This window comes from Pseudomonas sp. Leaf48 (assembly GCF_001421885.1).
Taxonomy (GTDB): Bacteria; Pseudomonadota; Gammaproteobacteria; order Pseudomonadales; family Pseudomonadaceae; genus Aquipseudomonas.
The window spans coordinates 53625-76693 of record NZ_LMLH01000015.1; the positions used below are offsets into that span (position 1 = coordinate 53625).

Annotated in this window: 17 protein-coding genes; 13 read left to right on the top strand and 4 right to left on the bottom strand. The window is 59.8% G+C overall.

All coding sequences use genetic code 11. The annotated features are described in order from the left end of the window. Positions 1-173 precede the first annotated feature (173 nt). The 3 genes from ASE98_RS13390 to ASE98_RS13400 all read left to right on the top strand — a co-directional run bounded on the left by ASE98_RS13390 (position 174) and on the right by ASE98_RS13400 (position 2518). Positions 174-1598 carry a gamma-aminobutyraldehyde dehydrogenase gene (locus tag ASE98_RS13390; protein WP_060541843.1) on the top strand — a complete coding sequence of 475 codons (1425 nt, stop codon included), beginning with the start codon at positions 174-176 and terminating at the stop codon, positions 1596-1598. Positions 1599-2001: 403 nt separating this feature from the next. Beyond that, positions 2002-2250 (top strand): CopG family ribbon-helix-helix protein, encoded by a 249-nt coding sequence (locus ASE98_RS13395; protein ID WP_060541844.1) that lies wholly within the window; start codon positions 2002-2004, stop codon positions 2248-2250. Then, complete coding sequence (locus tag ASE98_RS13400) at positions 2228-2518, top strand: type II toxin-antitoxin system RelE/ParE family toxin (protein WP_060541845.1); 291 nt, start codon at positions 2228-2230, stop codon at positions 2516-2518. Before ASE98_RS13395 ends, ASE98_RS13400 begins: the two co-directional genes overlap by 23 nt. Positions 2519-2557: 39 nt before the next feature. Here ASE98_RS13400 and ASE98_RS13405 read toward each other — a convergent pair whose 3' ends face one another. Continuing rightward, the gene (locus tag ASE98_RS13405) at positions 2558-2743 is read right to left on the bottom strand and encodes a hypothetical protein (RefSeq protein ID WP_060541846.1); all 186 of its coding nucleotides are present in this window, start codon (positions 2741-2743) and stop codon (positions 2558-2560) included. A gap of 433 nt (positions 2744-3176) precedes the next feature. Here ASE98_RS13405 and ASE98_RS13410 point away from each other — a divergent pair, with 433 nt between their 5' ends. The 8 genes from ASE98_RS13410 (at position 3177) to ASE98_RS13445 (ending at position 12231) form a co-directional block, all read left to right on the top strand. After that, on the top strand, positions 3177-4805 hold the full coding sequence (locus ASE98_RS13410; RefSeq protein ID WP_060541847.1) for a glucan biosynthesis protein D: 1629 nt from the start codon (positions 3177-3179) through the stop codon (positions 4803-4805). Positions 4806-5182: 377 nt separating this feature from the next. Beyond that, a complete protein-coding gene (locus ASE98_RS13415) occupies positions 5183-6097 on the top strand; it encodes a glutamate/aspartate ABC transporter substrate-binding protein (protein ID WP_060541857.1) in 915 nt (304 codons plus the stop codon). Between the two features lie 191 nt (positions 6098-6288). Then, entirely contained in the window at positions 6289-7035 is a 747-nt protein-coding gene (locus ASE98_RS13420; protein WP_056855249.1) for an amino acid ABC transporter permease, read from the top strand. After that, positions 7035-7706 carry an amino acid ABC transporter permease gene (locus ASE98_RS13425; RefSeq protein ID WP_060541848.1) on the top strand — a complete coding sequence of 224 codons (672 nt, stop codon included), beginning with the start codon at positions 7035-7037 and terminating at the stop codon, positions 7704-7706. The genes ASE98_RS13420 and ASE98_RS13425 overlap by 1 nt, the downstream gene beginning before the upstream one ends. Then, positions 7703-8437: an amino acid ABC transporter ATP-binding protein gene (locus ASE98_RS13430; protein ID WP_008021036.1), complete on the top strand. Its 735-nt coding sequence runs from the start codon at positions 7703-7705 to the stop codon at positions 8435-8437. Before ASE98_RS13425 ends, ASE98_RS13430 begins: the two co-directional genes overlap by 4 nt. A gap of 216 nt (positions 8438-8653) precedes the next feature. Then, a complete protein-coding gene (locus ASE98_RS13435; RefSeq protein WP_060541849.1) occupies positions 8654-10555 on the top strand; it encodes a sensor histidine kinase in 1902 nt (633 codons plus the stop codon). Further along, positions 10552-11880, top strand: coding sequence for a sigma-54-dependent transcriptional regulator (locus tag ASE98_RS13440; protein WP_060541850.1), 1329 nt, complete (start codon positions 10552-10554; stop codon positions 11878-11880). Before ASE98_RS13435 ends, ASE98_RS13440 begins: the two co-directional genes overlap by 4 nt. Before the next feature lie 21 nt (positions 11881-11901). Next, entirely contained in the window at positions 11902-12231 is a 330-nt protein-coding gene (locus ASE98_RS13445) for a GlpM family protein (RefSeq protein WP_162237398.1), read from the top strand. Positions 12232-12473: 242 nt separating this feature from the next. On the opposite strand, the gene ASE98_RS13450 is transcribed toward ASE98_RS13445, so the two are convergent. Next, positions 12474-13505: an alpha/beta fold hydrolase gene (locus tag ASE98_RS13450; RefSeq protein WP_060541852.1), complete on the bottom strand. Its 1032-nt coding sequence runs from the start codon at positions 13503-13505 to the stop codon at positions 12474-12476. Positions 13506-13733: 228 nt separating this feature from the next. Between ASE98_RS13450 and ASE98_RS13455 the strand changes: the two genes are divergently transcribed. Next, positions 13734-19304, top strand: a complete 5571-nt coding sequence (locus ASE98_RS13455; RefSeq protein WP_060541853.1) for a dermonecrotic toxin domain-containing protein — start codon at positions 13734-13736, stop codon at positions 19302-19304. Positions 19305-19340: 36 nt separating this feature from the next. On the opposite strand, the gene metE is transcribed toward ASE98_RS13455, so the two are convergent. Continuing rightward, positions 19341-21653, bottom strand: a complete 2313-nt coding sequence (gene metE, locus ASE98_RS13460; protein ID WP_060541854.1) for a 5-methyltetrahydropteroyltriglutamate--homocysteine S-methyltransferase — start codon at positions 21651-21653, stop codon at positions 19341-19343. 120 nt (positions 21654-21773) lie between these two features. Here metE and metR point away from each other — a divergent pair, with 120 nt between their 5' ends. Continuing rightward, entirely contained in the window at positions 21774-22691 is a 918-nt protein-coding gene (gene metR, locus ASE98_RS13465) for a transcriptional regulator MetR (RefSeq protein WP_060541855.1), read from the top strand. A 120-nt stretch (positions 22692-22811) separates the two neighbouring features. On the opposite strand, the gene ASE98_RS27220 is transcribed toward metR, so the two are convergent. Next, positions 22812-23069, bottom strand: a 258-nt coding sequence (locus tag ASE98_RS27220; RefSeq protein WP_442962706.1) for a GNAT family N-acetyltransferase, incomplete at its 5' end; no start/stop codon positions are given.

The following is a 23069-nucleotide window of genomic DNA, read 5'->3' on the forward strand; positions in this document are numbered from 1 at the left end:
ACGATTACTCCCGAAAGGAACCGAACTCAATGTGGGAGCGGGCTTGCTCGCGAAGAGGCCATCAAATTCAACAGTGATGGTGCATGACACACCGCTTTCGCGAGCAAGCCCGCTCCCACAGTTAGAGCCGGTTTCTACAGATAAAAATAAATAGTTTCGAAGAGGACAATGCCATGCAAACCCGACTCTTGATCAACGGCCAACTCCTTGATGGCGAAGGCCCCGCCCAACCGGTGTTCAACCCGGCACTGGGCAGTGTGCTGGTGGAAATCAACGAAGCCAGCGAAGCCCAGGTCGATGCCGCCGTGCGCGCTGCCGACGCCGCGTTCGACAGCTGGTCGCAGACCCCGCCTAAAGAACGTTCGCTGCTGCTACTCAATCTCGCCAACGTCATCGAAGCCCACGGAGAAGAGCTGGCCAAACTGGAATCGGACAACTGCGGCAAGCCCTACAGCGCCGCGTTGAACGACGAGATCCCGGCGATTGCCGACGTGTTCCGCTTCTTCGCCGGCGCCAGCCGCTGCATGAGCGGTTCGGCCGGTGGCGAATACCTGCCTGGCCACACCTCGATGATCCGCCGCGATCCGGTGGGCGTGATCGCTTCCATCGCGCCCTGGAACTACCCGCTGATGATGGTTGCCTGGAAAATCGCCCCGGCCCTGGCCGCCGGTAATACCGTGGTGCTCAAGCCGTCGGAACAAACTCCGCTGACCGCCCTGCGTCTGGCCGAGCTGGCGTCAGAAATTTTCCCGGCCGGCGTGCTCAACCTGGTATTCGGTCGCGGCCCTACCGTCGGCAGCCCGCTGGTGACCCATCCGAAAGTGCGCATGGTGTCCCTGACCGGTTCGATCGCCACCGGTTCGAACATCATTTCCAGCACTGCCGACAGCGTCAAGCGCATGCACATGGAACTGGGCGGCAAGGCTCCGGTGATCATCTTCGACGACGCCGACATCGACGCGGCAGTGGAAGGCATCCGCACCTTCGGTTTTTACAACGCCGGCCAAGACTGCACCGCCGCCTGCCGCATCTATGCGCAGGAAGGCATCTACGACAAGTTCCTCGAGAAACTCGGTGCCGCCGTCAGCAGCATCAAGCACGGCTTGCAGGATGACCCATCGACCGAACTCGGCCCACTGATCAGCGCACAGCACCGCGACCGCGTGGCCGGCTTTGTCGAGCGCGCCGTGGCCCAGCCGCACATCCGCCTGATCACCGGTGGCAAGGCGGTGGACGGCAACGGATTCTTCTTCGAGCCCACGGTGCTGGCCGACGCGCAGCAAGACGATGAAATTGTTCGTCGTGAAGTGTTTGGGCCAGTGGTGTCCGTCACCCGATTCACCGATGAAGCGCAGGTGCTGGGCTGGGCCAATGATTCGGACTACGGGCTCGCCTCGTCGGTGTGGACCTCAGATGTCGGCCGCGCCCATCGCCTGTCCGCGCGCTTGCAGTACGGCTGCACCTGGGTGAATACGCACTTCATGCTGGTCAGCGAAATGCCCCATGGCGGTCAGAAACTGTCCGGGTACGGGAAGGACATGTCGATGTATGGGTTGGAGGACTACACCGTCGTGCGGCATGTGATGTTCAAGCACTAAAGGCATCGCCAGCAGGCTGGCTCCCACAGTTTGGAATGCGTTTCCCTGTGGGAGCCAGCCTGCTGGCGATAGCGTCACCCCGGCTTCAAGGCAGAAGCCGGCACCAGGCGACGCCTGGAAGACAAAACAATAACCACCGCCCCCGAACGCTTCCAAAACTTTGCCCTGGTTTCGGACATCCTGAATCTGCCAGTTTTGCGCAGAGATCTCAATGAGTGCATTACCCTGCCCAGCGCATGGCCTTGGTAGGGAACAGCATCTGGCAACACATCACTCCCCCACTTTCGCGCTCACCCCGCTAAAGTTTTCTACGCCTCTGCACACTTGAGTTGGTTGACGAAAAGCGCGGGAGACCCTAGTGTGTTTACGTAGTTTACAGCGTATACACCCTAGGAGAGCCATCATGGCTTCACCCGTTTTGTCCTTTCGCGTCGAAGAATTACTGGCTCAACAGCTCGATCAGCTAGCAGCCGCCACCGATCGCGACCGCCAATACCATCTCAAGCGTGCACTGGTTCGATATGTGGAAGCCGAGTCCTGGCATCTGCAAGCCATCAGCGACGGCATAACCGATGCCGATGCCGGGAATCTCACCGATCTGGACGCCGTGAAGGCTAAGTGGGCAAAACGTGCCGAGCGTAGTACTGACTGAAAAAGCTGAAAGCGACCTCGATAACATCCATGAGCATTACCTGGGGATCGCTGGCGCACAGGCTGCCTTGGAAATCATCGCGACGATCCTGCAATCCTTTGAACTGCTCGAGCATTTTCCCGGCTCGGGCCGGCCGTCTGTGGTGCCTGATGTACGAGAGTTAGTGCTTGGCCGATATCCCTTCATCGCCCCTTATCGATTTGTCGAAGGCCAGGTACAGGTGTTGCGAGTGCTGCATCAGCGCTCAGAACGCTCGCAGGATTGGTGAAAAAAGGGCATCCCGCCCAAGCCGGATGCCCCGCCTCTTTCAGAACCGCGAAACACTCCTCATCGCATCCACCAGATAGCGCATGGCAATCCGGTCGCTTTCCGATAATTCGCGATATCGCTCCACCAGTTTCATTTCCTCGCTGTTGAGTCTGCGTCTGCGTCGCCCGGTACCCAGGCACGGAAAGATTCCCAACATTTCGGTGATGCCTTGTACTTTCGACATGGACGATGTCCTTCTCTATACGTCAAAGAAAACTGCTAAAAACCGAATCGCCCTATCTTTTTCAACTGACTCCCTGTTTCAGCTGCCTCCATGTGCCCACTGAACCGCACCGGCCTGAAGGGCATAAACCGGTCATGAGCACAGAATAGGAATATTCCGCGCGCTGAAAAGCGGTTTTTAGAGTAATTAGTCGAAAAAAGCAGATATGCCCTGAAAATCAGAAAAGGCTGTGGGAAACATTTACCGACATGTCTTGTTTCATTGCCGGACTAGCGCCGTGCCATCAATCAATTTTGCTCTTCAAGCGAACGGTTTAAGCTATCCGGCATCTGTTTAAAGTCCGTTGCGTTTGGCCGAAGGCATGTCCGAACCGATATTTTTGATCCAGCACGTGCCAGGAACGGCGCGGGATTGTTAACGACAGGTTGTATTTATGCACCGCAGACATTTGCTCAAAGCCTCCATGGCCATCGCTGCCTACACCGGCTTGTCCGCCTCCGGCCTGCTGGCCGCCAATGCCTGGGCGGGCAGCGGGAGCACCGCCGATGGCGAGGCCACTGCGTTCGATTTCGAAGCGCTGAAACGCCAGGCCAAACAGCTTGCCAGCAACCGCTACCAGGACACCAAGCAGGTGTTGCCGCCGACCCTGGCGACCATGACCCCGCAGAACTTCAACGCCATCCGCTATGACGGCAACCATTCACTGTGGAATGACCTGAACGGGCAGCTTGACGTGCAGTTCTTCCACGTCGGCATGGGGTTCAAGCAGCCGGTGCGCATGTACAGCGTCGACCCCAAGACCCGCCTGGCGCGCGAGGTGCATTTCCGTCCGTCGCTGTTCAACTATGAAAACACCACCGTTGACACTACCCAGCTCAAGGGCGATCTGGGCTTCTCCGGCTTCAAGCTGTTCAAGGCTCCGGAACTGGACAAGCACGACGTCGTGTCTTTCCTCGGCGCCAGCTACTTCCGTGCAGTAGACGCCACCGGCCAGTACGGCTTGTCGGCCCGCGGCTTGGCCATCGACACCTACGCCAGCAAGCGCGAAGAGTTTCCCGACTTCACCAAGTTCTGGTTCGAGACGCCAGACAAGGACAGCACCCGTTTCGTGGTCTATGCCCTGCTCGACTCGCCGAGCGCTACCGGCGCCTATCGCTTCGATATCGACTGCCAGGCCGAGCGCGTGGTGATGGAAGTCGACGCCCACGTCAACGCGCGTACCGCCATCGACCAGTTGGGCATTGCACCCATGACCAGCATGTTCAGTTGCGGCACCCATGAGCGCCGGATGTGCGACACCATTCACCCGCAGATCCATGACTCCGATCGCCTGGCCATGTGGCGCGGCAACGGCGAGTGGATCTGCCGTCCGCTGAACAACCCGGCCACCCTGCAATTCAACGCATTCGCCGACAAGGACCCGAAAGGTTTCGGCCTGGTGCAGACCGATCACGAGTTCGCCAGTTACCAGGACACCGTCGACTGGTACAGCCGCCGTCCGAGCCTGTGGGTCGAACCGACCACAGCCTGGGGTGAAGGCTCGATCGACTTGCTGGAGATCCCCACCACCGGCGAGACCATGGACAACATCGTGGCCTTCTGGACGCCGAAAAAACCAGTGGCCGCCGGCGACTCGCTGAACTACGGCTACAAACTCTACTGGAGTGCCCTGCCCCCGGTCGGCACGCCACTTGCCCGGGTCCACGCGACCCGTTCAGGGATGGGCGGTTTCACTGAAGGCTGGGCACCGGGCGAGCATTACCCACCGGTCTGGGCCCGGCGTTTTGCCGTGGACTTCACCGGTGGCGGCCTGGATCGCTTGCCTGAAGGCACAGGCATCGAGCCCGTGGTCACCTGCTCGAACGGCGAGGTCAAGGATTTCAGCATTCTCAAGCTCGACGACATCAAGGGCTACCGCATCCTGTTCGACTGGTACCCGACCAATGACAGCGTCGCGCCGGTAGAACTGCGTCTGTTCATTCGCACTAACGATCGCACGCTCAGTGAAACCTGGTTGTACCAGTACTTCCCGCCTGCGCCGGACAAGCGCAAATACCCCTGACATGCCCACACTGTAGGAGCCGGCTTGCTGGCGATGACGATCTATCAGACAGGATTGATGTGACTGATGCTCCGCTATCGCCAGCAAGCCGGCTCCCACGCCTGGAGATGCGCATTAGCCACCATTCGGTTTTCCGAACGCGACTTGTCGGTCGGTTCGGTTAACCGGATGTTTCCCTCACAACATCAACGCCACAAATATTTAATTTCCTTATAAATCAACGACTTGATCATTATGGACTGGTCTGGCACGAGTCATGCTCTACACTCTTCGACGAATGTCCTTTGCGCTCGCTCATCGTGGCGCTCAGGTGTTTTGCAGCACAAAAAGGGCCGATGAACTGGCTCCATAAAAAAAACAAAGTCGAGGAAAATTTGATGCGCATCGTTCCCCATATCCTGGGCGCAGCCATTGCTGCCGCTCTGATCAGCACGCCAGTTTTCGCAGCCGAACTGACCGGCACCCTGAAGAAGATCAAAGAATCCGGTGTCATTACCCTCGGACACCGTGACGCTTCCATTCCTTTCTCTTACATCGCTGATGCTTCCGGCAAGCCGGTCGGCTACTCCCACGACATTCAGCTCAAAGTCGTCGAAGCACTGAAAAAAGACCTGGACCTGCCCAATCTCCAGGTCAAGTACAACCTGGTCACCTCGCAAACCCGTATCCCGCTGGTACAGAACGGCACCGTTGACCTTGAGTGCGGTTCCACCACCAACAACGTCGAGCGTCAGCAGCAAGTTGACTTCTCTGTCGGCATCTTCGAAATCGGTACTCGCCTGCTGTCCAAAAAGGACTCCAAGTACAAGGATTTCGAGGACCTCAAAGGCAAGAACGTCGTGACCACCGCCGGCACCACGTCCGAGCGCATCCTCAAGGCGATGAACGCCGACAAGCAGATGGGCATGAACGTGATCTCCGCCAAAGACCACGGCGAATCCTTCCAGATGCTGGAAACTGGCCGCGCAGTGGCCTTCATGATGGATGACGCCCTGCTGGCCGGTGAAGCCGCCAAGGCCAAGAAAGCCGATGACTGGGCCGTGACCGGTACTCCACAGTCCTACGAAATCTACGGCTGCATGGTGCGCAAAGGCGACGAGCCGTTCAAAAAGGCCGTGGATGACGCCATCAAGGCAACTTACGCATCGGGCGAGATCAACAAGATCTACGAAAAATGGTTCATGCAGCCGATTCCGCCAAAGGGCCTGAACCTGATGTTCCCGATGAGCGACGAGCTCAAGGCCCTGATCGCCAATCCGACCGACAAAGCGGCTGACGACAAGAAATCCTGATTTCTGACTAACCTTATCCCTGAGAGGGTCGTTGCCCTCTCAGGGATCGCACTCCCTGCTGGCATTTTTGGAAAAACTCGAACCGGTGGCTGTCGAGCCGAGCGCGTGTGCCTGACTCTCGAGGTCGGGCGGGAACGGAGCTTCCCCCAAGCGGGCATTTGTACATCGATCGAATCCGAGGGGAGACCCTAATGAATTACAACTGGGACTGGAGCGTGTTCTTCAAGTCCACCGGCGTGGGCAGCGAGACCTATCTCGACTGGTACGTGTCCGGTCTGGCCTGGACCATCGGCATCGCCATCGCGGCGTGGATCATCGCCCTGACACTGGGCTCGATCCTGGGCGTCATGCGTACCGTGCCGAATCGCATCGTATCGGGCATCGCCACCTGCTACGTCGAACTCTTCCGTAACGTGCCGCTGCTGGTTCAGCTGTTCATCTGGTACTTCCTGGTACCCGACCTGCTGCCGGCGGACCTGCAGGAGTGGTACAAGCAGGATCTGAACCCGACCACCTCGGCCTTCCTCAGCGTCGTCGTGTGCCTGGGCCTGTTCACCACCGCCCGGGTTTGCGAACAGGTGCGCACCGGTATCCAGGCCCTGCCCAAGGGTCAGGAATCCGCGGCCCGCGCCATGGGTTTCAAACTGCCGCAGATCTACTGGAACGTGCTGCTGCCCCAGGCCTACCGGATCATCATTCCGCCGCTTACCTCGGAATTCCTCAACGTCTTCAAGAACACCTCCGTGGCCTCGCTGATCGGCCTGATGGAGCTGCTCGCGCAGACCAAACAGACCGCCGAGTTCTCCGCAAACCTGTTCGAAGCCTTTACCCTGGCCACGCTAATCTACTTCACCCTGAACATGAGCCTGATGTTGCTGATGCGCCTGGTCGAGAAGAAAGTCGCCGTACCGGGCCTGATCTCCGTAGGGGGTAAATGATGGAATTCGACTTCTCGGGCATCATCCCGTCCCTGCCGGGCCTGTGGAACGGCATGGTCATGACCCTGAAACTGATGGCCATGGGCGTGATCGGTGGGATCATCCTCGGCACCATCCTGGCGCTGTGCCGCCTGTCCCACAACAAACTGCTGTCGAACCTCGCTGGCGCCTACGTCAACTACTTCCGCTCGATCCCGTTGCTGCTGGTCATCACCTGGTTCTACCTGGCGGTGCCGTTCGTACTGCGCTGGATCACCGGCGAAGACACGCCGATCGGCGCGTTCGCCTCCTGCATCGTGGCCTTCATGATGTTCGAAGCGGCGTACTTCTGCGAAATCGTCCGTGCCGGTGTGCAGTCGATTCCCAAGGGCCAGATGGGCGCTGCCCAGGCGCTGGGCATGACTTACGGCCAGATGATGCGCCTGATCATCCTGCCGCAAGCGTTCCGCAAGATGACCCCGCTGTTGCTGCAGCAGAGCATCATCCTGTTTCAGGACACCTCGCTGGTCTACGCGGTCGGTCTGGTGGACTTCCTCAATGCTTCGCGCGCCAGTGGCGACATCATTGGCCGCTCCAATGAGTTCCTGATCTTCGCAGGTCTCGTGTACTTCATTATCAGCTTTTCCGCCTCGCTGCTGGTCAAGCGTCTGCAAAAAAGGTTCGCCGTATGATCTCTATCAAAAGCATCAACAAGTGGTATGGGGACTTCCAGGTACTGACTGATTGCAGCACCGAGGTCAAAAAAGGCGAAGTGATTGTGGTGTGCGGGCCATCCGGTTCCGGCAAATCGACCCTGATCAAGTGCGTCAACGCCCTGGAACCGTTCCAGAAGGGCGACATCGTGGTCGACGGCACGTCCATTGCCGACCCGAAGACCAACCTGCCGAAACTGCGTTCGCGTGTTGGCATGGTGTTCCAGCACTTCGAACTGTTCCCGCACCTGACCATCACCGAAAACCTGACCATCGCGCAGATCAAGGTGTTGGGCCGCAGCAAGGAAGAAGCCACCAAGAAAGGCCTGCAACTGCTTGAGCGCGTCGGTCTCTCGGCTCACGCCCATAAGCACCCGGGCCAGCTTTCCGGTGGTCAGCAGCAGCGTGTGGCGATTGCCCGTGCGCTGGCGATGGACCCGATCGTCATGCTGTTCGACGAACCGACCTCGGCGCTGGACCCGGAAATGGTCAACGAAGTACTCGACGTGATGGTGCAACTGGCCCACGAAGGCATGACCATGATGTGCGTGACCCACGAAATGGGCTTCGCCCGCAAAGTGGCCGACCGCGTGATCTTCATGGACGCCGGCAAGATCATCGAAGACTGCCCGAAAGAGGAGTTCTTCGGCGACATCAACGCCCGCGCAGAACGTACCCAGCACTTCCTCAACAAAATCCTGCAGCACTAAGCAAACACCGCTCCCCCTGTGGGAGCGGGCTTCTGTGGCGAGGGGGCTTGCCCCCGTTGGGTCGCGAAGCGGCCCCGGCATTTTATAGTCAGACCGCATGCAATGGGTTTACGACTGCTTCGCAGCCGAACGGGGGCAAGCCCCCTCGCCACAAAGTTCACCCCACACCAGTGGTTATTCACGATCAAGTGTTGTGGTTGACCCAAGGCATCTGTGATGAAATGCGACCCCAATCTCTATCGCGCAGCGCCGCAATCACTTGCCGTGAAACCCCGTCTGATCCGTCATTTGTTCCTGCCGCCGTTGATCATCGCCCTGATGATCGGACTCGGCTACATCGGCTTCTGGCTCAGTGAGCACTATGGCATTCGCCACCTCGGCGAGAACGGCCAGCGTCAGCTGGAACTGCACGCCCGCGCCGTCGAGAGCGAGATCAGCAAGTACACCTACCTGCCCAGCCTGCTGGAACTCGAATCCAGCGTTTCGCAGCTGCTGGCCGACCCGACCCCGGAACACCGGCAAACGGTCAATGATTACCTCGAAGGCCTGAACCGGCGCAGCCGCAGTCGGGCCATCTACGTGATGGACACCACCGGCCGCGTCATGGCCACCAGCAACTGGCGCGACTTCGACAGTTACCTGGGTGAAGACCTGTCCTTCCGCGCCTATTTCCAGAACGCCGTGCGCGGCCAGCCGGGACGCTTCTACGGCATCGGCAGCACCAACGGCGAGCCCGGTTACTATCTGGCCCACGGCCTGGAAGAACACGGCAAGATCATCGGCGTCGCGGTGGTCAAGGTCCGCCTGGAGGCCATGGAAGAACGCTGGCAACGGGCGCGCCTGGAAGCCTTCGTCAGTGACGAGAACGGCATCATCATTCTGTCCAGCGATCCGTCGCGGCGGCTCAAATCGGTGCTGCCACTGAGCGACGAAACCAAGGAGAAACTGGCCCGCAGCCTGCAGTACTACTGGTTCCCGCTCAATGAACTGCAACCGCTGGCCCGGGAAACCCTATCGGAGGGCGTGGAAAAACTCACCTTTCCGGCCAACAGTGAACTGAAGTCAGACGACGAGAACATCAGCTATCTGTCGCAAAGCCGACCGCTGAGCGACACACCGTGGAACTTCACCCTGCTCACCCCGTTGCAGGATTTGCGTCGCGAAGCGATCAACCAAGGGATTCTGGTAGCGGTGGCATTTGCCCTGGTCGCCTTCCTGCTGATTGCCTGGAACGAACGGCGCAAGGTGATCGCCACCCGCCTCGCCGCCCGGGAAGCCCTGCAGGAAGCCAACAATCAACTGGAGCGTCGGATTACCGAACGGACCGTCGACCTGCGCGCCAGCAATGAACGGCTCAAGGGTCAGATCCGTGAACGCCGGCATGCCGAAGAGACCTTGCGCCGCGCCCAGGATGAACTGGTGCAGGCCGGAAAACTCGCGGCGATTGGCCAGATGTCGACCAGCATCGCCCATGAATTGAACCAGCCGCTGGCGGCGCTGCGCACCCTGTCCGGCAATACCGTGCGTTTCCTCGAACGCGGCCAGCTTGACGTGGCCAGCACCAACCTCAAGACCATCAACGAGTTGATCGACCGCATGGGCCGGATTACCGCCAGCTTGCGCTCTTTTGCCCGTCGCGGTGATGACAAAGGCCAGGCCTGCCTCGGCAAAGCCGCGGACGCCGCCTTGCAGTTGCTCGGCAGCCGCGTGGAAAACACACCATTGCGCCTGCATCGAGACTTCGAAGACGTACAATTGCAAATCGACCAGACCCGCCTGGAGCAGATTCTGGTCAACCTGATCGGCAACGCCCTCGACGCCATGCAGGCGCAGCCACTGCCACAGCTGTGGCTGGAAGGTGAGCGGGTCGACGACAAGTATCGGCTGCGCGTACGTGACAACGGCCACGGCATCGACGCCGAAACGCGCAAGCACCTGTTCGAACCGTTTTTCACCACCAAACCCGGCGAACAGGGCCTGGGCCTTGGCCTGACGCTTTCTGCCAGCCTGGCCGCCGCCACCGGCGGGCAACTGGGTGTCGAACATCCGGCCAGCGGTGGTACCGCATTCGTCCTCAGTTTACCGTTGGTAAGCCCCACTCCCGCCGAGCCAATATGAACAACGACCTTAGTGTGTTGATCGTCGAAGACGACCCCCATGTACTGCTTGGCTGCCAGCAGGCGCTGACCCTCGAAGACATCCCCTGCATTGGCGTGGGCAGCGCTGAAGAAGCCCTGGAGCGGGTCGGCGACAACTTTGCCGGCATTGTCATCAGCGACATACGCCTGCCGGGCATCGATGGCCTGGAACTGCTGACCCGGCTCAAGGCGCGCGATCGCAGCCTGCCGGTGGTCCTGATCACTGGCCATGGCGACATCTCCATGGCGGTCGGCGCGATGCAAAAAGGCGCCTACGACTTCATGGAGAAACCGTTCTCTCCGGAACGTCTGGTGGATGTGGCCCGCCGCGCCCTGGAGCAGCGCAGCCTGGCGCGTGAAGTTTCGTCGTTGCGCCGGCAACTGGCCGAGCGCGACTCCCTCGAAGGTCGCATCATCGGCCGTTCGCCCGCCATGCAAAACCTGCGAGAACTGATCGCCAACGTCGCCGACACTTCGGCCAACGTGTTGATCGAAGGCGAGACCGGTACTGGTAAAGAGCTGGTCGCGCGCTGCCTGCACGACTTCAGTCGCCGCCACACCCGGCAGTTTGTCGCGCTGAACTGCGGGGGCCTGCCGGAGAACCTGTTCGAAAGCGAAATTTTCGGCCATGAAGCCAACGCCTTCACCGGCGCCGGCAAACGGCGAATCGGCAAGATCGAGCACGCCGACGGCGGTACGTTGTTCCTCGACGAAGTGGAAAGCATGCCGCTGCCACTGCAAATCAAACTGCTGCGGGTCTTGCAGGAGCGCACCCTCGAACGCCTCGGCTCGAACCAGAGCGTGGCGGTGGACTGCCGGGTGATCGCAGCGACCAAGTCCGATCTGGACGAGTCGAGCAGGGCCGGCGAATTTCGCAGCGACCTGTACTACCGCCTCAACGTGGTAACCCTGGAGCTGCCACCCTTGCGTGAACGTCGCGAGGACATCCTGCAGCTGTTCGAACACTTCCTGCAGCAATCATCCCTGCGTTTCGACCGCAGTGTGCCGGAGCTGGACAACCAGACCCTGTCCAGCCTGATGAGCCACGACTGGCCCGGCAACGTGCGCGAACTGCGCAACGTCGCCGAGCGCTTCGCCCTCGGCCTGCCGGCCTTCAAGAAGTCTGGGGCCAGCGGCAACAACCAGGGCCTGACCTTCGCCGAAGCCGTGGAGGCTTTCGAGCGCAACCTGCTGGTGGACGCCTTGCAACGCAGCGGCGGCAACCTGACCCAGGCCAGCCAGGAACTGGGCATGGCCAAGACCACTCTGTTCGACAAAGTGAAAAAGTACGGCCTGAGCCATTAAAGCGAGACCTGTGTGGACCTGATTCTCAAAGCAATGCTGGGTGCCGCGGTGGTGGTGATCCTCGCCGCCCTGGCCAAGACCAGAAACTATTACATCGCCGGCCTGGTGCCACTGTTTCCGACCTTCGCCCTGATTGCCCACTACATCGTCGGCAAAGGCCGCTCGCTGGATGACCTCAAGACCACCATCGTGTTCGGCATGTGGTCGATCATTCCGTACTTCGTCTACCTGGCGACCTTGTACCTGATGGTGGACCGGATGCGCCTGGAGGCTTCGCTGGCGGTGGCCGCCGTGGCCTGGTTGATGGCAGCCACCGTGCTGGTCAGCGTCTGGGTGCGCCTGCACGCCTGAACATCCCCCTCGCCGTAATACTGTTCACTTAAGCTGGGTACACACTTTGTGGCGAGGGGGCTTGCCCCCGTTGGGTCGCGGAGCGGCCCCAAAACCGGCCACCGAGGTGTATCAGGTAAAACGCGTGTTATGGTTTTACGACTGCTGCGCAGCCGAATGGGGCGGTGCGGCGATCCGACAAGCCCCCTCGCCACAAAGTGTGTACTCAGCTTAAGTGAACAGCATTACCCCCTTGCCGGGGGTTACAGGAGATTGTGTTCGGCTACCGGGTCGATTTGCGCCCAATGCGACGTGTCTTCCCGGTGAGCGCGCAAATACGGCAACACTGCCGCCAACAACGGTGCCTTGAACTGTTCCTGGAAGCGATGGGCCAGACCCGGAATCAATTTCAACTCACTGCCACGCAAGTGCGCCGCCAGATGCACACCGTGCATCACCGGCAGCAGCGGATCGGCCGTACCATGCACCACCAGCGCCGGCACCCGTAATTGGTTAAGCAACGCGACACGGCTCGGTTCGGCCAGAATTGCCATGATCTGGCGCTGCACACCCTCGGGATTGAACGCCCGGTCATAGGAAGCGGCCGCCTGCTCCAGCAATGCCTGACGATCGTCACTGACCATCGGACTGCCCAACGCTGCCAGCAGGTCGGCCTGTTGTTCCAGAGCCACTTGACGATTCGGGGCGCCACGACGCGCCAGCAATTGCATAAGGGCCGCGCTCGGCGCCGGCAAACCTTCGGCCCCGGATGTGGTCATGATCAACGTCAGGCTCTCGACACGTTGCGGCGCCATGGCTGCCATATGCTGGGCGATCATCCCGCCCATGCTCGCGCCGAGCACGTGAAACCGTTCGACATGCAGGGCATCCATCAGGCCGAAGCCATCGTCCGCCATGTCGGTCAGGGTGTAGGGCGCCGACACCGGCAAGCCGAGTTTGTAGCGCAGCACTTCGAAGGTCAGGTTGGCGTCGGCGGGCGTTTGCCGCCAAGTGGACAGACCGACATCCCGGTTGTCGTAACGAATCACCCGAAAACCCTGCTGACACAGCGCGACCACCACCTCATCCGGCCAATGAATCAACTGCCCGCCCAGGCCCATGACCAACAACAGCGCCGGATCGGAATCACGGCCGATGCTCTGGTACGCCAGGCTCACCTGTGCCAGATCGACCCGTTGGGTTGGAACATTCACATCACATTGCGAGGCCGCCACGGATGGCAGGCTGAACAGCCCGGCCAGCAAAAAGGCCGCCGATAAAAACAAAGCACGCATGAAAAACACCGAAACGCAGAACCCCAGTAGAGCGCGAGTCTGATGATGTTTGTGCAAGCGCGCTGCCACAGTTGCGTGACAATTTGATGAACATCGCCGAATGGTCGGTGCGCTAACTCTCATGTCGTGGTGCGGTAACTATGTAGTGCCCGTACCACACGGGACTTTCCTTAAATGGCTCGATCAAGGAGCGGATCCTCTGCTCCCCACATCGCGAGCCATATTGCCATGACCGATAGACTCCTCTTCGAACTGCCCTTGTCGCCACCTGCCGTCTTTACACCCTCCCCCCCGCTACCGCCCCTGATCGACGAAAGCCTGTTTCTGCAAGCGTCTGCACGCTGGCGCGAAACCAGCCAGGGCTTGCGCGAGCTGGTGACCAGCAGTCCGCGACTGCGCGACACGCTCAATCAACTGCTCCAACGGGAACTGAATCTGGATGGGCAACTGGCCGGTTTGCTCTTCCCCGCCACGGACGAGCAGCCAGAGCGTTTCGTCAGTTTGACCGATGCCTGCGCTTTCGTTATGCAACACCCGACGCTGGAGGAACCCCTCGATCAGCAATGTCGAGTGACGGGCGTTGATCAGCCCCACCCCCTGTCAGCACTGACACCGCTGCAAATGCTCGCGCGACTCAAGAAGCTCAATCTGGAGCAGGCACTCGGCGAGCGCTGGCGAACCTTCTGGGCCTCGCGAGCCCCCGGCACCCCTGTGTCGCGACAACAACGCTCGATACAGCTTTATCGCGATCATTTCGAGGCCGCCGCCCAACTGGCATTCGCCCAGAAAACCCTTACGGCGCAGCAGCTCAAACCTTTGCTGACGCTCATCGATACGCCCCCCGCGGAGGCGGTCTCCAGCGACCCGCCCATCCGTACCGAAACACTGGCGCTGGTGTTGAACAACCAAAGCCGAGTCAAACTCACAGGTGCCTGGGTCATCACCACGGGAGACCCGGCGAACGCCAGCCCATTGCTGTATCTGCCCAGCCGGCCCTTCGCAATCCAGGTATTCAAGCAGCGCAGCGACATGCAAGACTGGCTGTCCCGGCAAGCACTCGTCCCCAAGGGCCTGCCCAGCGATAACATACATTTTGAGTACACAGTACAAAACACCCCATTTGTCGTGGGCTCAAGCGATCTGTACGCGGCTCACCTGGAGGCTCAGGTGACCGCGTTACGGCATGGCACGCGCGGCAAGCCCGGGCTCGCGGAGCATGGAGGGCAAGCCCTGAGCCAGGCTGACCAGATTGATCGTCAGCACAGCAAAATAACGGTTTTCGCCTCACCGCCCAAGCTGGAAACCGGCGATGACGATACCCAGGTCGATGAGCCCGCGCTTTTCGGCAGCCTGTACGCCGATATCCCCCGGTCGATGCGCAAGGCTGCGTTGGACAAACAGCGTGAGGCACTGGAAACACTGGTTGAAGCGGTTGGCGAAGGTGAAGGCCTGCAACCTTTCAAGGATTCGCTCAAAGCGCTGGAAGATGCCGAACAAGCTGCCGACAAGGCCTGTACTGCATTACTCCATCGCTCGCGCGCCCTGGATCTGGACAGGTTTCAGCAAGAATTCAGCGCCCTTCACACCGCTCACAAGGCCGGTTTACACGCCGAAGCAGCGCTGCAACTGGCTCTCAAGCAGTTGACTGACGATGAGTGCAGCCTGCTCAAAGCTGTACTCGATACCCCCGACGAACCCGGTCTGGACGCGGTAGCGGCCAGCCTTACGCTATCAACGAGCGAGCAACAGGATGACGGCGGCAGCCCCACCACCCAGGTGCTGAACGGCGCATTTGTCGTGACCGGCGCGGACGCGCTCATCGACGCAGACTCGCCACATAGCGTACTGCTCTATTGGCCTGGAGCCGGTGGTGGATTGCAACGGTTTGCCAACCGTCGCGAGCTGGAGCACCAGGTGTTCATGCTTCACGATCAGGACAGCAAACTGACCGTGCAGCTGAAAAAAATCAGCGGCGATGCGCTCCTGCATGGCCTTGACCAACTGACCAGCGACTTCGAAGAACAGGCCGGCAAAATACGTCAGCTCCATGCTGAACCGGCCGACGCCGCACAGCGTGCCGAACAACTGGAGATTTTGCGCCAAGGCGCCCTCGCCCGTTTACAGGTTCCGGTGCACGCCGCCAGAAGCCTGGCCTTCACCCATCTGCTGGAGCAAGACCGCAGCGGCACCCTCGCCGCCAACCTGCCGCAGTGGCTCAACCAGTTGCCTGAAGCGGACCGTAACGAACTCAAAGGCCTGATTCAGGCGTACATCCCGGCGATGCAACGCAGCCACGAACTGATGACCATTGCCCTGGAGCCCCGGGACGACTTCACCCGCAAACACCTGCACGCTCGCCTGCGCAAAGACTTTGCCGTCAAGGGCAGTTTCGACGTAAAGCTCGACTTGCCCGATTCGGTGAGACTGGAAAACCAATTCATTGAAGCGCCCGGAGCACCCGGCACCCCGCAGAAACTCAAATCAGTGCCCAGCACATCGCGCAGCAAGATGTCCCTGGAGGATCTGGCCCAACACAACATCGACACCACGCCGTCGATGAACCTGGTGCAATTGGCGCTACGCCTGTCGTACATGCAGGTGCAGGTCACTGCCGATGATGAAACCGAAGGCAAGACCCTGACGACCGGGATCACAGTGCCCTGGCTGAAGAGGGTCCTGCCCGAACTCGACTTGGCCCAGGCCTACGAAAAGCAGATCCGCAAAACGTTCATGGGCGCGGCCGACGAATCCGTGTTCGTGAAGGAGCATCGGCGTGAATGCCTGATCGAGCCCTGGCGCCTGATGCTCAAGCTGCAAGGCGAATGCGCCCGCCTGCAGAAACAGATCAGCGTCGACGAATTGAAAGTGCTGAACATCGCCATCGACGCCAACAGCGCCGAGGCCTGGAACGCCGACGGTAAGCGTATCGTCATGCTCGCAGCCTTCCTGAGCGCAGGGGGCAAGGACACGCCCGGTGAAGGCTCCGCCACCTTGTCGGGTGTGACGTTCATTGAAGAACAGGTCAGTGGTACGACCCTGCTCTACCTGCCCGACAGTCCCGATGGCCAGTTCCTGCGTCGCTACGACAACCTGGAGGGGGCTCGCAAAGCCCTGTTCAACCTGTGCCTGCATCAGCGATGGGTCAGCTATCTGGCCGGTCGCGCGTTGCAGGGTCAGGTTGCAGCCCATGAAAGGCGCATCAATCAGGCCGTGCTCACGCACTTCGATGCGATGATCGGGGTCGGCGCGCGCTGGCCGGCGACTACCTCGCTGGCCGCACACCTGCTCGATGGGCATATGGGCCGCCTGATCGAAGCCCATCGCGGCACGTCGCGCTCCAACTATGCGCTGTACATGGAGCGATATGCCCTCAAAGGCCCGCGTGCCTTCAACTACATGAAAATGGCCATGGGCATGGTGCCTTTCGTTGGCGTGACCATCGCCCTCTACGATGCCTGGACCGCCGCGAACCAGGCGACCGCGGCCTTTATTCGCGGCGAGGTGGGTGACGGCCTGTCAGAGGTCGAATCGGTGCTGCTGTCATTGATTGACGCGGCCATGGATCTGCTCCCGGGTGAAGTGGCCAGCTCGGCGCTTTCCCGGACAGCGCGCTCCTTCACCCGCACTCGCCAGTTGAACAAGCTGGTCAGAAACGTCGCGGCGATGCAGCACATTTCCCTGCGACAAGCCCGGCATGTGCTGGCACGCTTCGCCGGTTACGAGTACGAAAAACCGCTTTCGCTACTGGGGCTGCAACCGGCAACCCATGGTCTCTACCGCGGTATATACCGGCATGCCGATGGTGATTTCATCGAGCGCCAGGGCCGTATCTTTCAGGTTGAACTGAGCAAGGATTCGCGCAACTGGCGTCTGTTCGGCAATTCCCGAAAAACCTACAAGCAACCTGTTGCCCTGGATGAAACAGGTCATTGGGACACCTGGTTCGGCGTTTATGGGACGGCCTTCGAAGGGGGTGGGTTGGGGGGTGGCCAGGTGTACGGGCATTTAGCCGACGCATTAGATCCGATCTGGCCACAAGCTGTTCGTCAACGGCTACCACGCTGGTGGACCGACCAGAGGTTTCGCCGCCTTCAACAGTTGAACGAGACAGCCCAAGAGGTTACCGATGAATTTCGTGTCCAGACCGATTCCAGCGCTATCGCAATCAATAATTACCAAGCCACTACGATGGAGAGTCGCCCGGCGCTCAGGCCGACTGTCGACGCCTTATGCGACCTCGATATTGAATTGGCCATCCGACGGCACAGGGTGCTGGTGGAGCTGGAACCGCTGACACAGGGACGAAAAAAACGTGAGCTAATTGAAGCGATAAGCAAAGGTACCTGGATATTGGCTGATCGATACAGGCACCGTGCGTCTTATGCCTCGGACGGTAACGTAGACCTGTTTAAACGAATGACTGCCCTGAAAGAGGAGCTGGACAAATTACCCAGTACCGCCCTTGAACAGCGGGCGGCTGTGAACGACGGTCTGCGCAAACTGCAGGTGGAGTTCGTGGCTAACGTGGAGCAGATGCAAAAGTTCAAAGCCGAGGCCAACTATTGGTTTGATCGCATCAGCATCAAGTCGCACAAAGCCCTACTGAAGTCAATCATGGAAGAAATGAACCAAAACGCCACCGAAGCCAGATTGACGTTTCTGAAAACCATCTACCAGATGAAAATCGTCAGACGGGACGGCACAACCGATGATGCAGCATGGCAGTACCTCAAAGATCAGGTCGTTGCGCTGCGTGACAATGTCGCCCGAGCCTTGTCGTTGCAGAACGGCCTCCCGGAAGTCATCGTCACACGGGAGCAGCGCAATCAGAGCCTTCAGGTCTGCGTTTCGCAGTACACAGAATTCCGACGCAAGATGAGGGTCTGGACAACCAGCTACCCGGAATACTTCCACATGGATGTCGTTGATCCGTTGCTGGCCGGCATCGATAAAATGACAGTCTTGGCACGTAAAGGCATCGATCAATCTGTCCCGGTGGCACCCAAAGGGGAAATAAGTAAAAAATTGTTCCCGACCGAGGACAACCAATGGCTGATTGGTGTTGAAAGTTGGGATCCGAAAAGCAAGAAGCGGCTATTCAAAGTCAACGACAATGAAGTCTGGGAGCAAACCAGTGGTGACAAATTTCGCCTGCTGCCTCCATCGACACCCGGACCGGCAGCGGTTCAACCGAATCTCGCTGCACTGCTGGACGAAGCCCAAAAGCGCCTGGATTACCAACCCAAATACCAGGCCAAGGTTGAGGGCTACGCCGAGCAGGATATGCTCCCGGTTGACCTGGAGCACATGTTGGTCAGCGAGGCGGACGAGCTCATTCGCCGTGCCGACCGTATTGAGGGTGTGGCCGCGCAGGAGCAAATCATAAGAGCGTTACGCGACAAGGCGGACGAGCTCAAAACCACCGGGCGCTCGCTGCGCACCCGGCAATCACTGACCACACGCAAACCCACCGACGGTATGTTGCTGGATCTGATCGAGCAGGATGCGGTGGAGATACGTAAAAAACTTCCGATCAGAAATCTCGGCAAGCGCCGCGACGGACACCCAGACTACATGCAGGAATATGAAATCTGGGATATGACACTCACTGAACCAGAGTTGCTCTGGTACGCCCACTTTCACTACAAAAGCGATAATCCGCCGCAATTCAAGAGGTTCGAGAAGGCCCACTTGAAACTGCCGGAACACCGTTATCTGACACACGCAGACGATGCCAACCTGCCCTATGCGGATATCGGCAATCGATCTGCCGTCCTCCAGTACTTTGAAACGCTTTAACTGAAAGGGGGAGCGGCTGGCCCGCTCCCCTCAAGGTTACGCCAACTGACTGCGCAACTGCCGCGCCGCCGCCACCATGTTGACCAACGCCGCTTCCGTCTCCGGCCACGCCCGCGTCTTCAACCCGCAATCGGGGTTGACCCACAGACGCTCGGCCGCAATCCGCTGCGCCGCCTTGCTCATCAACTTGACCATTTCGGCCGTGTCCGGCACCCGTGGCGAGTGAATGTCGTAGACGCCCGGGCCGATGTCGTTGGGGTAGTCAAAAGCTTCGAAGGCCTCCAGCAACGCCATGTCCGAACGCGAGGTTTCGAGGCTGATCACGTCGGCATCCATGGCCGCGATGGACTCGATCACATCGTTGAATTCGCTGTAGCACATGTGGGTGTGGATCTGGGTTTCGTCGCGCACCCCCGAGGCGCTCAGGCGGAACGCCTCCACGGCCCAATCCAGATACTCCTGCCACTGTGCCCGGCGCAGCGGCAGGCCTTCGCGGAACGCTGCTTCATCAATCTGCACGATCCTGATCCCGGCGCTTTCCAGGTCCAGCACTTCGTCACGCAGGGCCAGGGCCAGTTGCTGTGCCTGGACCTTGCGCGAGACATCTTCCCGGGGGAACGACCACATCAGCATGGTCACGGGACCGGTCAGCATGCCTTTCACGACTTTGTCCGTGAGGCCCTGTGCATAAGTGATCCAGTCGACCGTCATCGCTTTCGGGCGGCTCAGGTCACCGTAGATGATCGCCGGTTTCACGCAGCGCGAACCGTAACTCTGCACCCAGCCGAAACGGGTGAAGGCATAACCGTCGAGCTGCTCGGCGAAGTACTCGACCATGTCGTTGCGTTCAGCCTCGCCGTGCACCAGCACGTCCAGGCCCAGGCGCTCCTGGATTTGCACTGAGTGGCGGATTTCGCAGCGCATGGCGTCGTTGTAATCGTTGGCCGACAGCTTGCCTTGCTTGAAGGCCTGGCGCGCCAGGCGGATCGAAGCGGTCTGCGGGAACGAGCCGATGGTGGTGGTCGGGAACACCGGCAGTTTCAGCTGCGCGCGTTGCTGTACGATGCGTTTGGCGAACGGCGATTGGCGTTGGCTGTCGGTTGCCGCGATGCCGTGGATACGCGCCTGAACGTCGGCTTTATGGATACGCGGTGACTGGGCGCGACTGGCGTGAATGGCACGGCTTTGTGCCAGGGCCGCTTGCACCTTGGGCGCTTGCGGATCGTTGAGCGCATCACGCAGCACAGCGATTTCGCCACACTTCTGCACTGCAAACGCCAGCCAGCTTTTCAGTTCCGGATCGAGTTTGTCTTCGCGCTCCAGATCCACCGGGCTGTGCAGCAACGAGCAGGAACTGCTGACCCACAGGTTGTCGCCGAAGCGCTCCTGGGCAAATTGCAGTTGCGCCAGCACGGGCTCCAGTTCACAGCGCCAGACATTGCGACCATTGACCAGGCCTACCGAGAGAATCTTGTAGGTCGGCAGGCGATCGAGCACCTGGCCGAGTTGGTCCGGCGCGCGTACCGCGTCAATGTGCAAGCCTTGCACCGGCAGGCCGACCGCCAGCCCGAGGTTGTCTTCCAGGCCGCTGAAATAAGTCGCCACGAGCTTTTTCAGCGGCGAGTACTGAAGAATGTGATAGGCCCGCTCGAAGGCGTTCTTCCAGGCCTGGGGCAGGTCGAGTGTCAGGATCGGTTCGTCGATCTGCACCCATTCCACGCCCTGCCCGGCTAGGCGAACCAGAATTTCGTTATAGACCGGCAGCAGGCGCTCGAGCAGGTCGAGTCGGTCGAACTCGTTGCCCTTGGCCTTGCCCAGCCACAGGTAAGTCAACGGACCGATGATGACGGGTTTGACGGTGTGACCAAGCGCCCGGGCTTCATCGACTTCATCGAACAGTTGTTCCCAGCTCAGCTTGAACGCTTGCTCGGCCGTGAATTCCGGGACCAGGTAATGGTAGTTGGTGTCGAACCACTTGGTCAGTTCCTCGGCGTACGGCGCGTTGGCGTGCTCAGCGCCGCAGCAGGCTGTACTGGCGCCGCGGGCCATGGAAAACAGGGTATCGAGAGTCGGCAGGCCGTTGGCATCCTTGGTGTTGTCGAAGCGCTCCGGGATCACGCCGAAGGTCAGGGAGTGGGTCAGCACCTGGTCGTACCAGGCGAAATCACCGACTGGCAGCAGATCGATACCGGCGTCTTTCTGCAATTGCCAGTGGGCAGCACGCAGCTGACGGCCGACGTCATTCAACGCTTGCTGGTCGATATCGCCCTTCCAGTAGGACTCAAGGGCTTTCTTCAATTCGCGGTCCGCGCCGATACGGGGGAAACCAAGGGTGTGGGCCAGTGCCATGGTGAGAATTCTCTTCATAAGATTCGGTAAAACATGGCGCTATTGTCGACAGGCAAGGCAACATGAGACAAACTCAACCTTTTCGTGTTGATCACAAGTTTTTCTCATGGAGCCAGACCGGTGCTTGAAATCCGTCACCTCAAGACCCTGCACGCCTTGCGCGAAGCCGACAGCCTGGTGGACGCGGCCGACCGCCTGCACCTGACCCAGTCGGCGCTGTCTCACCAGTTCAAAGAGCTTGAGGAACGGCTGGGCATGCCGTTGTTCGTGCGCAAGACCAAACCGGTGCGTTTCACCAGCGCCGGCTTGCGCCTGCTGCAACTGGCCGACGCCACCCTGCCGCTGCTGCGCGCCGCCGAGCGCGATATCAGTCGTTTGGCCGGCGGCACCGCCGGGCGCCTGCACATGGCCATCGAATGCCACAGTTGCTTCCAATGGCTGATGCCGACCATCGACCAGTTCCGCGACGCCTGGCCGGAAGTCGAACTGGACCTGGCCTCGGGTTTTTCCTTTGCGCCGCTACCGGCCCTGGCCCGTGGCGACCTGGACCTGGTGGTGACCTCCGATCCGGTGGATCTGGTCGGCATCACCTACGTGCCGCTGTTCACCTATGAAGCGATGCTCGCGGTGGCCAACCAGCACCGCCTGGCCGGCAAGGCCTATATCGTCCCGGAAGACCTGCTCGCGGAAACCCTGATCACTTATCCGGTAGAACGCGACCGGCTGGACATCTTCACCCGCTTCCTGGAACCGGCCGACATTGAACCGGCGCAGGTACGCACCTCGGAGCTGACGGTGATGATGATGCAACTGGTGGCCAGCGGACGCGGTGTCTGCGGCATGCCCCACTGGGCGCTGCATGAATACAGCTCACGGGGTTACGTGAAGGCCAAGCGGCTGGGCGAAAAAGGCTTGTTTGCCACGCTCTATGCGGCGATCCGCACCGATATGCTGGATGCACCGTACATGCGTGATTTTCTGCTGACGGCCAAGGACACGTCGTTTTCGACACTCGATGGTGTCAGCGCAGTCCGCTGAAACACAATCAACCTGTGGGAGCGGGCTTGCTCGCGAAAGCGGTGTATCAGTCAAGCTGATGTCGACTGACACTGCGCTTTCGCGAGCAAGCCCGCTCCCACATTTTTGATCGTGGTGGACTTARAGYTCGCGCCACATATGGAYCTTGTCGAAGTAATCCTCGCCCACCCGCACCGCCATCGGTTCCAGCCCGAACTGGACGAAACCGCAACGCARGTACAGGTTGATCGCGGCAACATTGCCGGCGGTGACGGTAAGATGCGCCGTACAWGCATGATTTTTTGCTGACGGCCAAGAGTCCGCTGAAACGCAATCAACCTGTGGGAGCGGGCTTGCTCGCGAAAGCGGTGTATCAGTCAAGCTGATGTCGACTGACAC

Coding starts and splice junctions, on each gene's coding strand:
- ASE98_RS13390 (WP_060541843.1), top strand. CDS start 174: ATGCAAACCCGACTCTTGATCAACGGCCAACTCCTTGATGGCGAAGGC.
- ASE98_RS13395 (WP_060541844.1), top strand. CDS start 2,002: ATGGCTTCACCCGTTTTGTCCTTTCGCGTCGAAGAATTACTGGCTCAA.
- ASE98_RS13405 (WP_060541846.1), bottom strand. CDS start 2,743: ATGTCGAAAGTACAAGGCATCACCGAAATGTTGGGAATCTTTCCGTGC.
- ASE98_RS13410 (WP_060541847.1), top strand. CDS start 3,177: ATGCACCGCAGACATTTGCTCAAAGCCTCCATGGCCATCGCTGCCTAC.
- ASE98_RS13415 (WP_060541857.1), top strand. CDS start 5,183: ATGCGCATCGTTCCCCATATCCTGGGCGCAGCCATTGCTGCCGCTCTG.
- ASE98_RS13420 (WP_056855249.1), top strand. CDS start 6,289: ATGAATTACAACTGGGACTGGAGCGTGTTCTTCAAGTCCACCGGCGTG.
- ASE98_RS13425 (WP_060541848.1), top strand. CDS start 7,035: ATGGAATTCGACTTCTCGGGCATCATCCCGTCCCTGCCGGGCCTGTGG.
- ASE98_RS13430 (WP_008021036.1), top strand. CDS start 7,703: ATGATCTCTATCAAAAGCATCAACAAGTGGTATGGGGACTTCCAGGTA.
- ASE98_RS13435 (WP_060541849.1), top strand. CDS start 8,654: ATGAAATGCGACCCCAATCTCTATCGCGCAGCGCCGCAATCACTTGCC.
- ASE98_RS13440 (WP_060541850.1), top strand. CDS start 10,552: ATGAACAACGACCTTAGTGTGTTGATCGTCGAAGACGACCCCCATGTA.
- ASE98_RS13450 (WP_060541852.1), bottom strand. CDS start 13,505: ATGCGTGCTTTGTTTTTATCGGCGGCCTTTTTGCTGGCCGGGCTGTTC.
- ASE98_RS13455 (WP_060541853.1), top strand. CDS start 13,734: ATGACCGATAGACTCCTCTTCGAACTGCCCTTGTCGCCACCTGCCGTC.
- metE (WP_060541854.1), bottom strand. CDS start 21,653: ATGGCACTGGCCCACACCCTTGGTTTCCCCCGTATCGGCGCGGACCGC.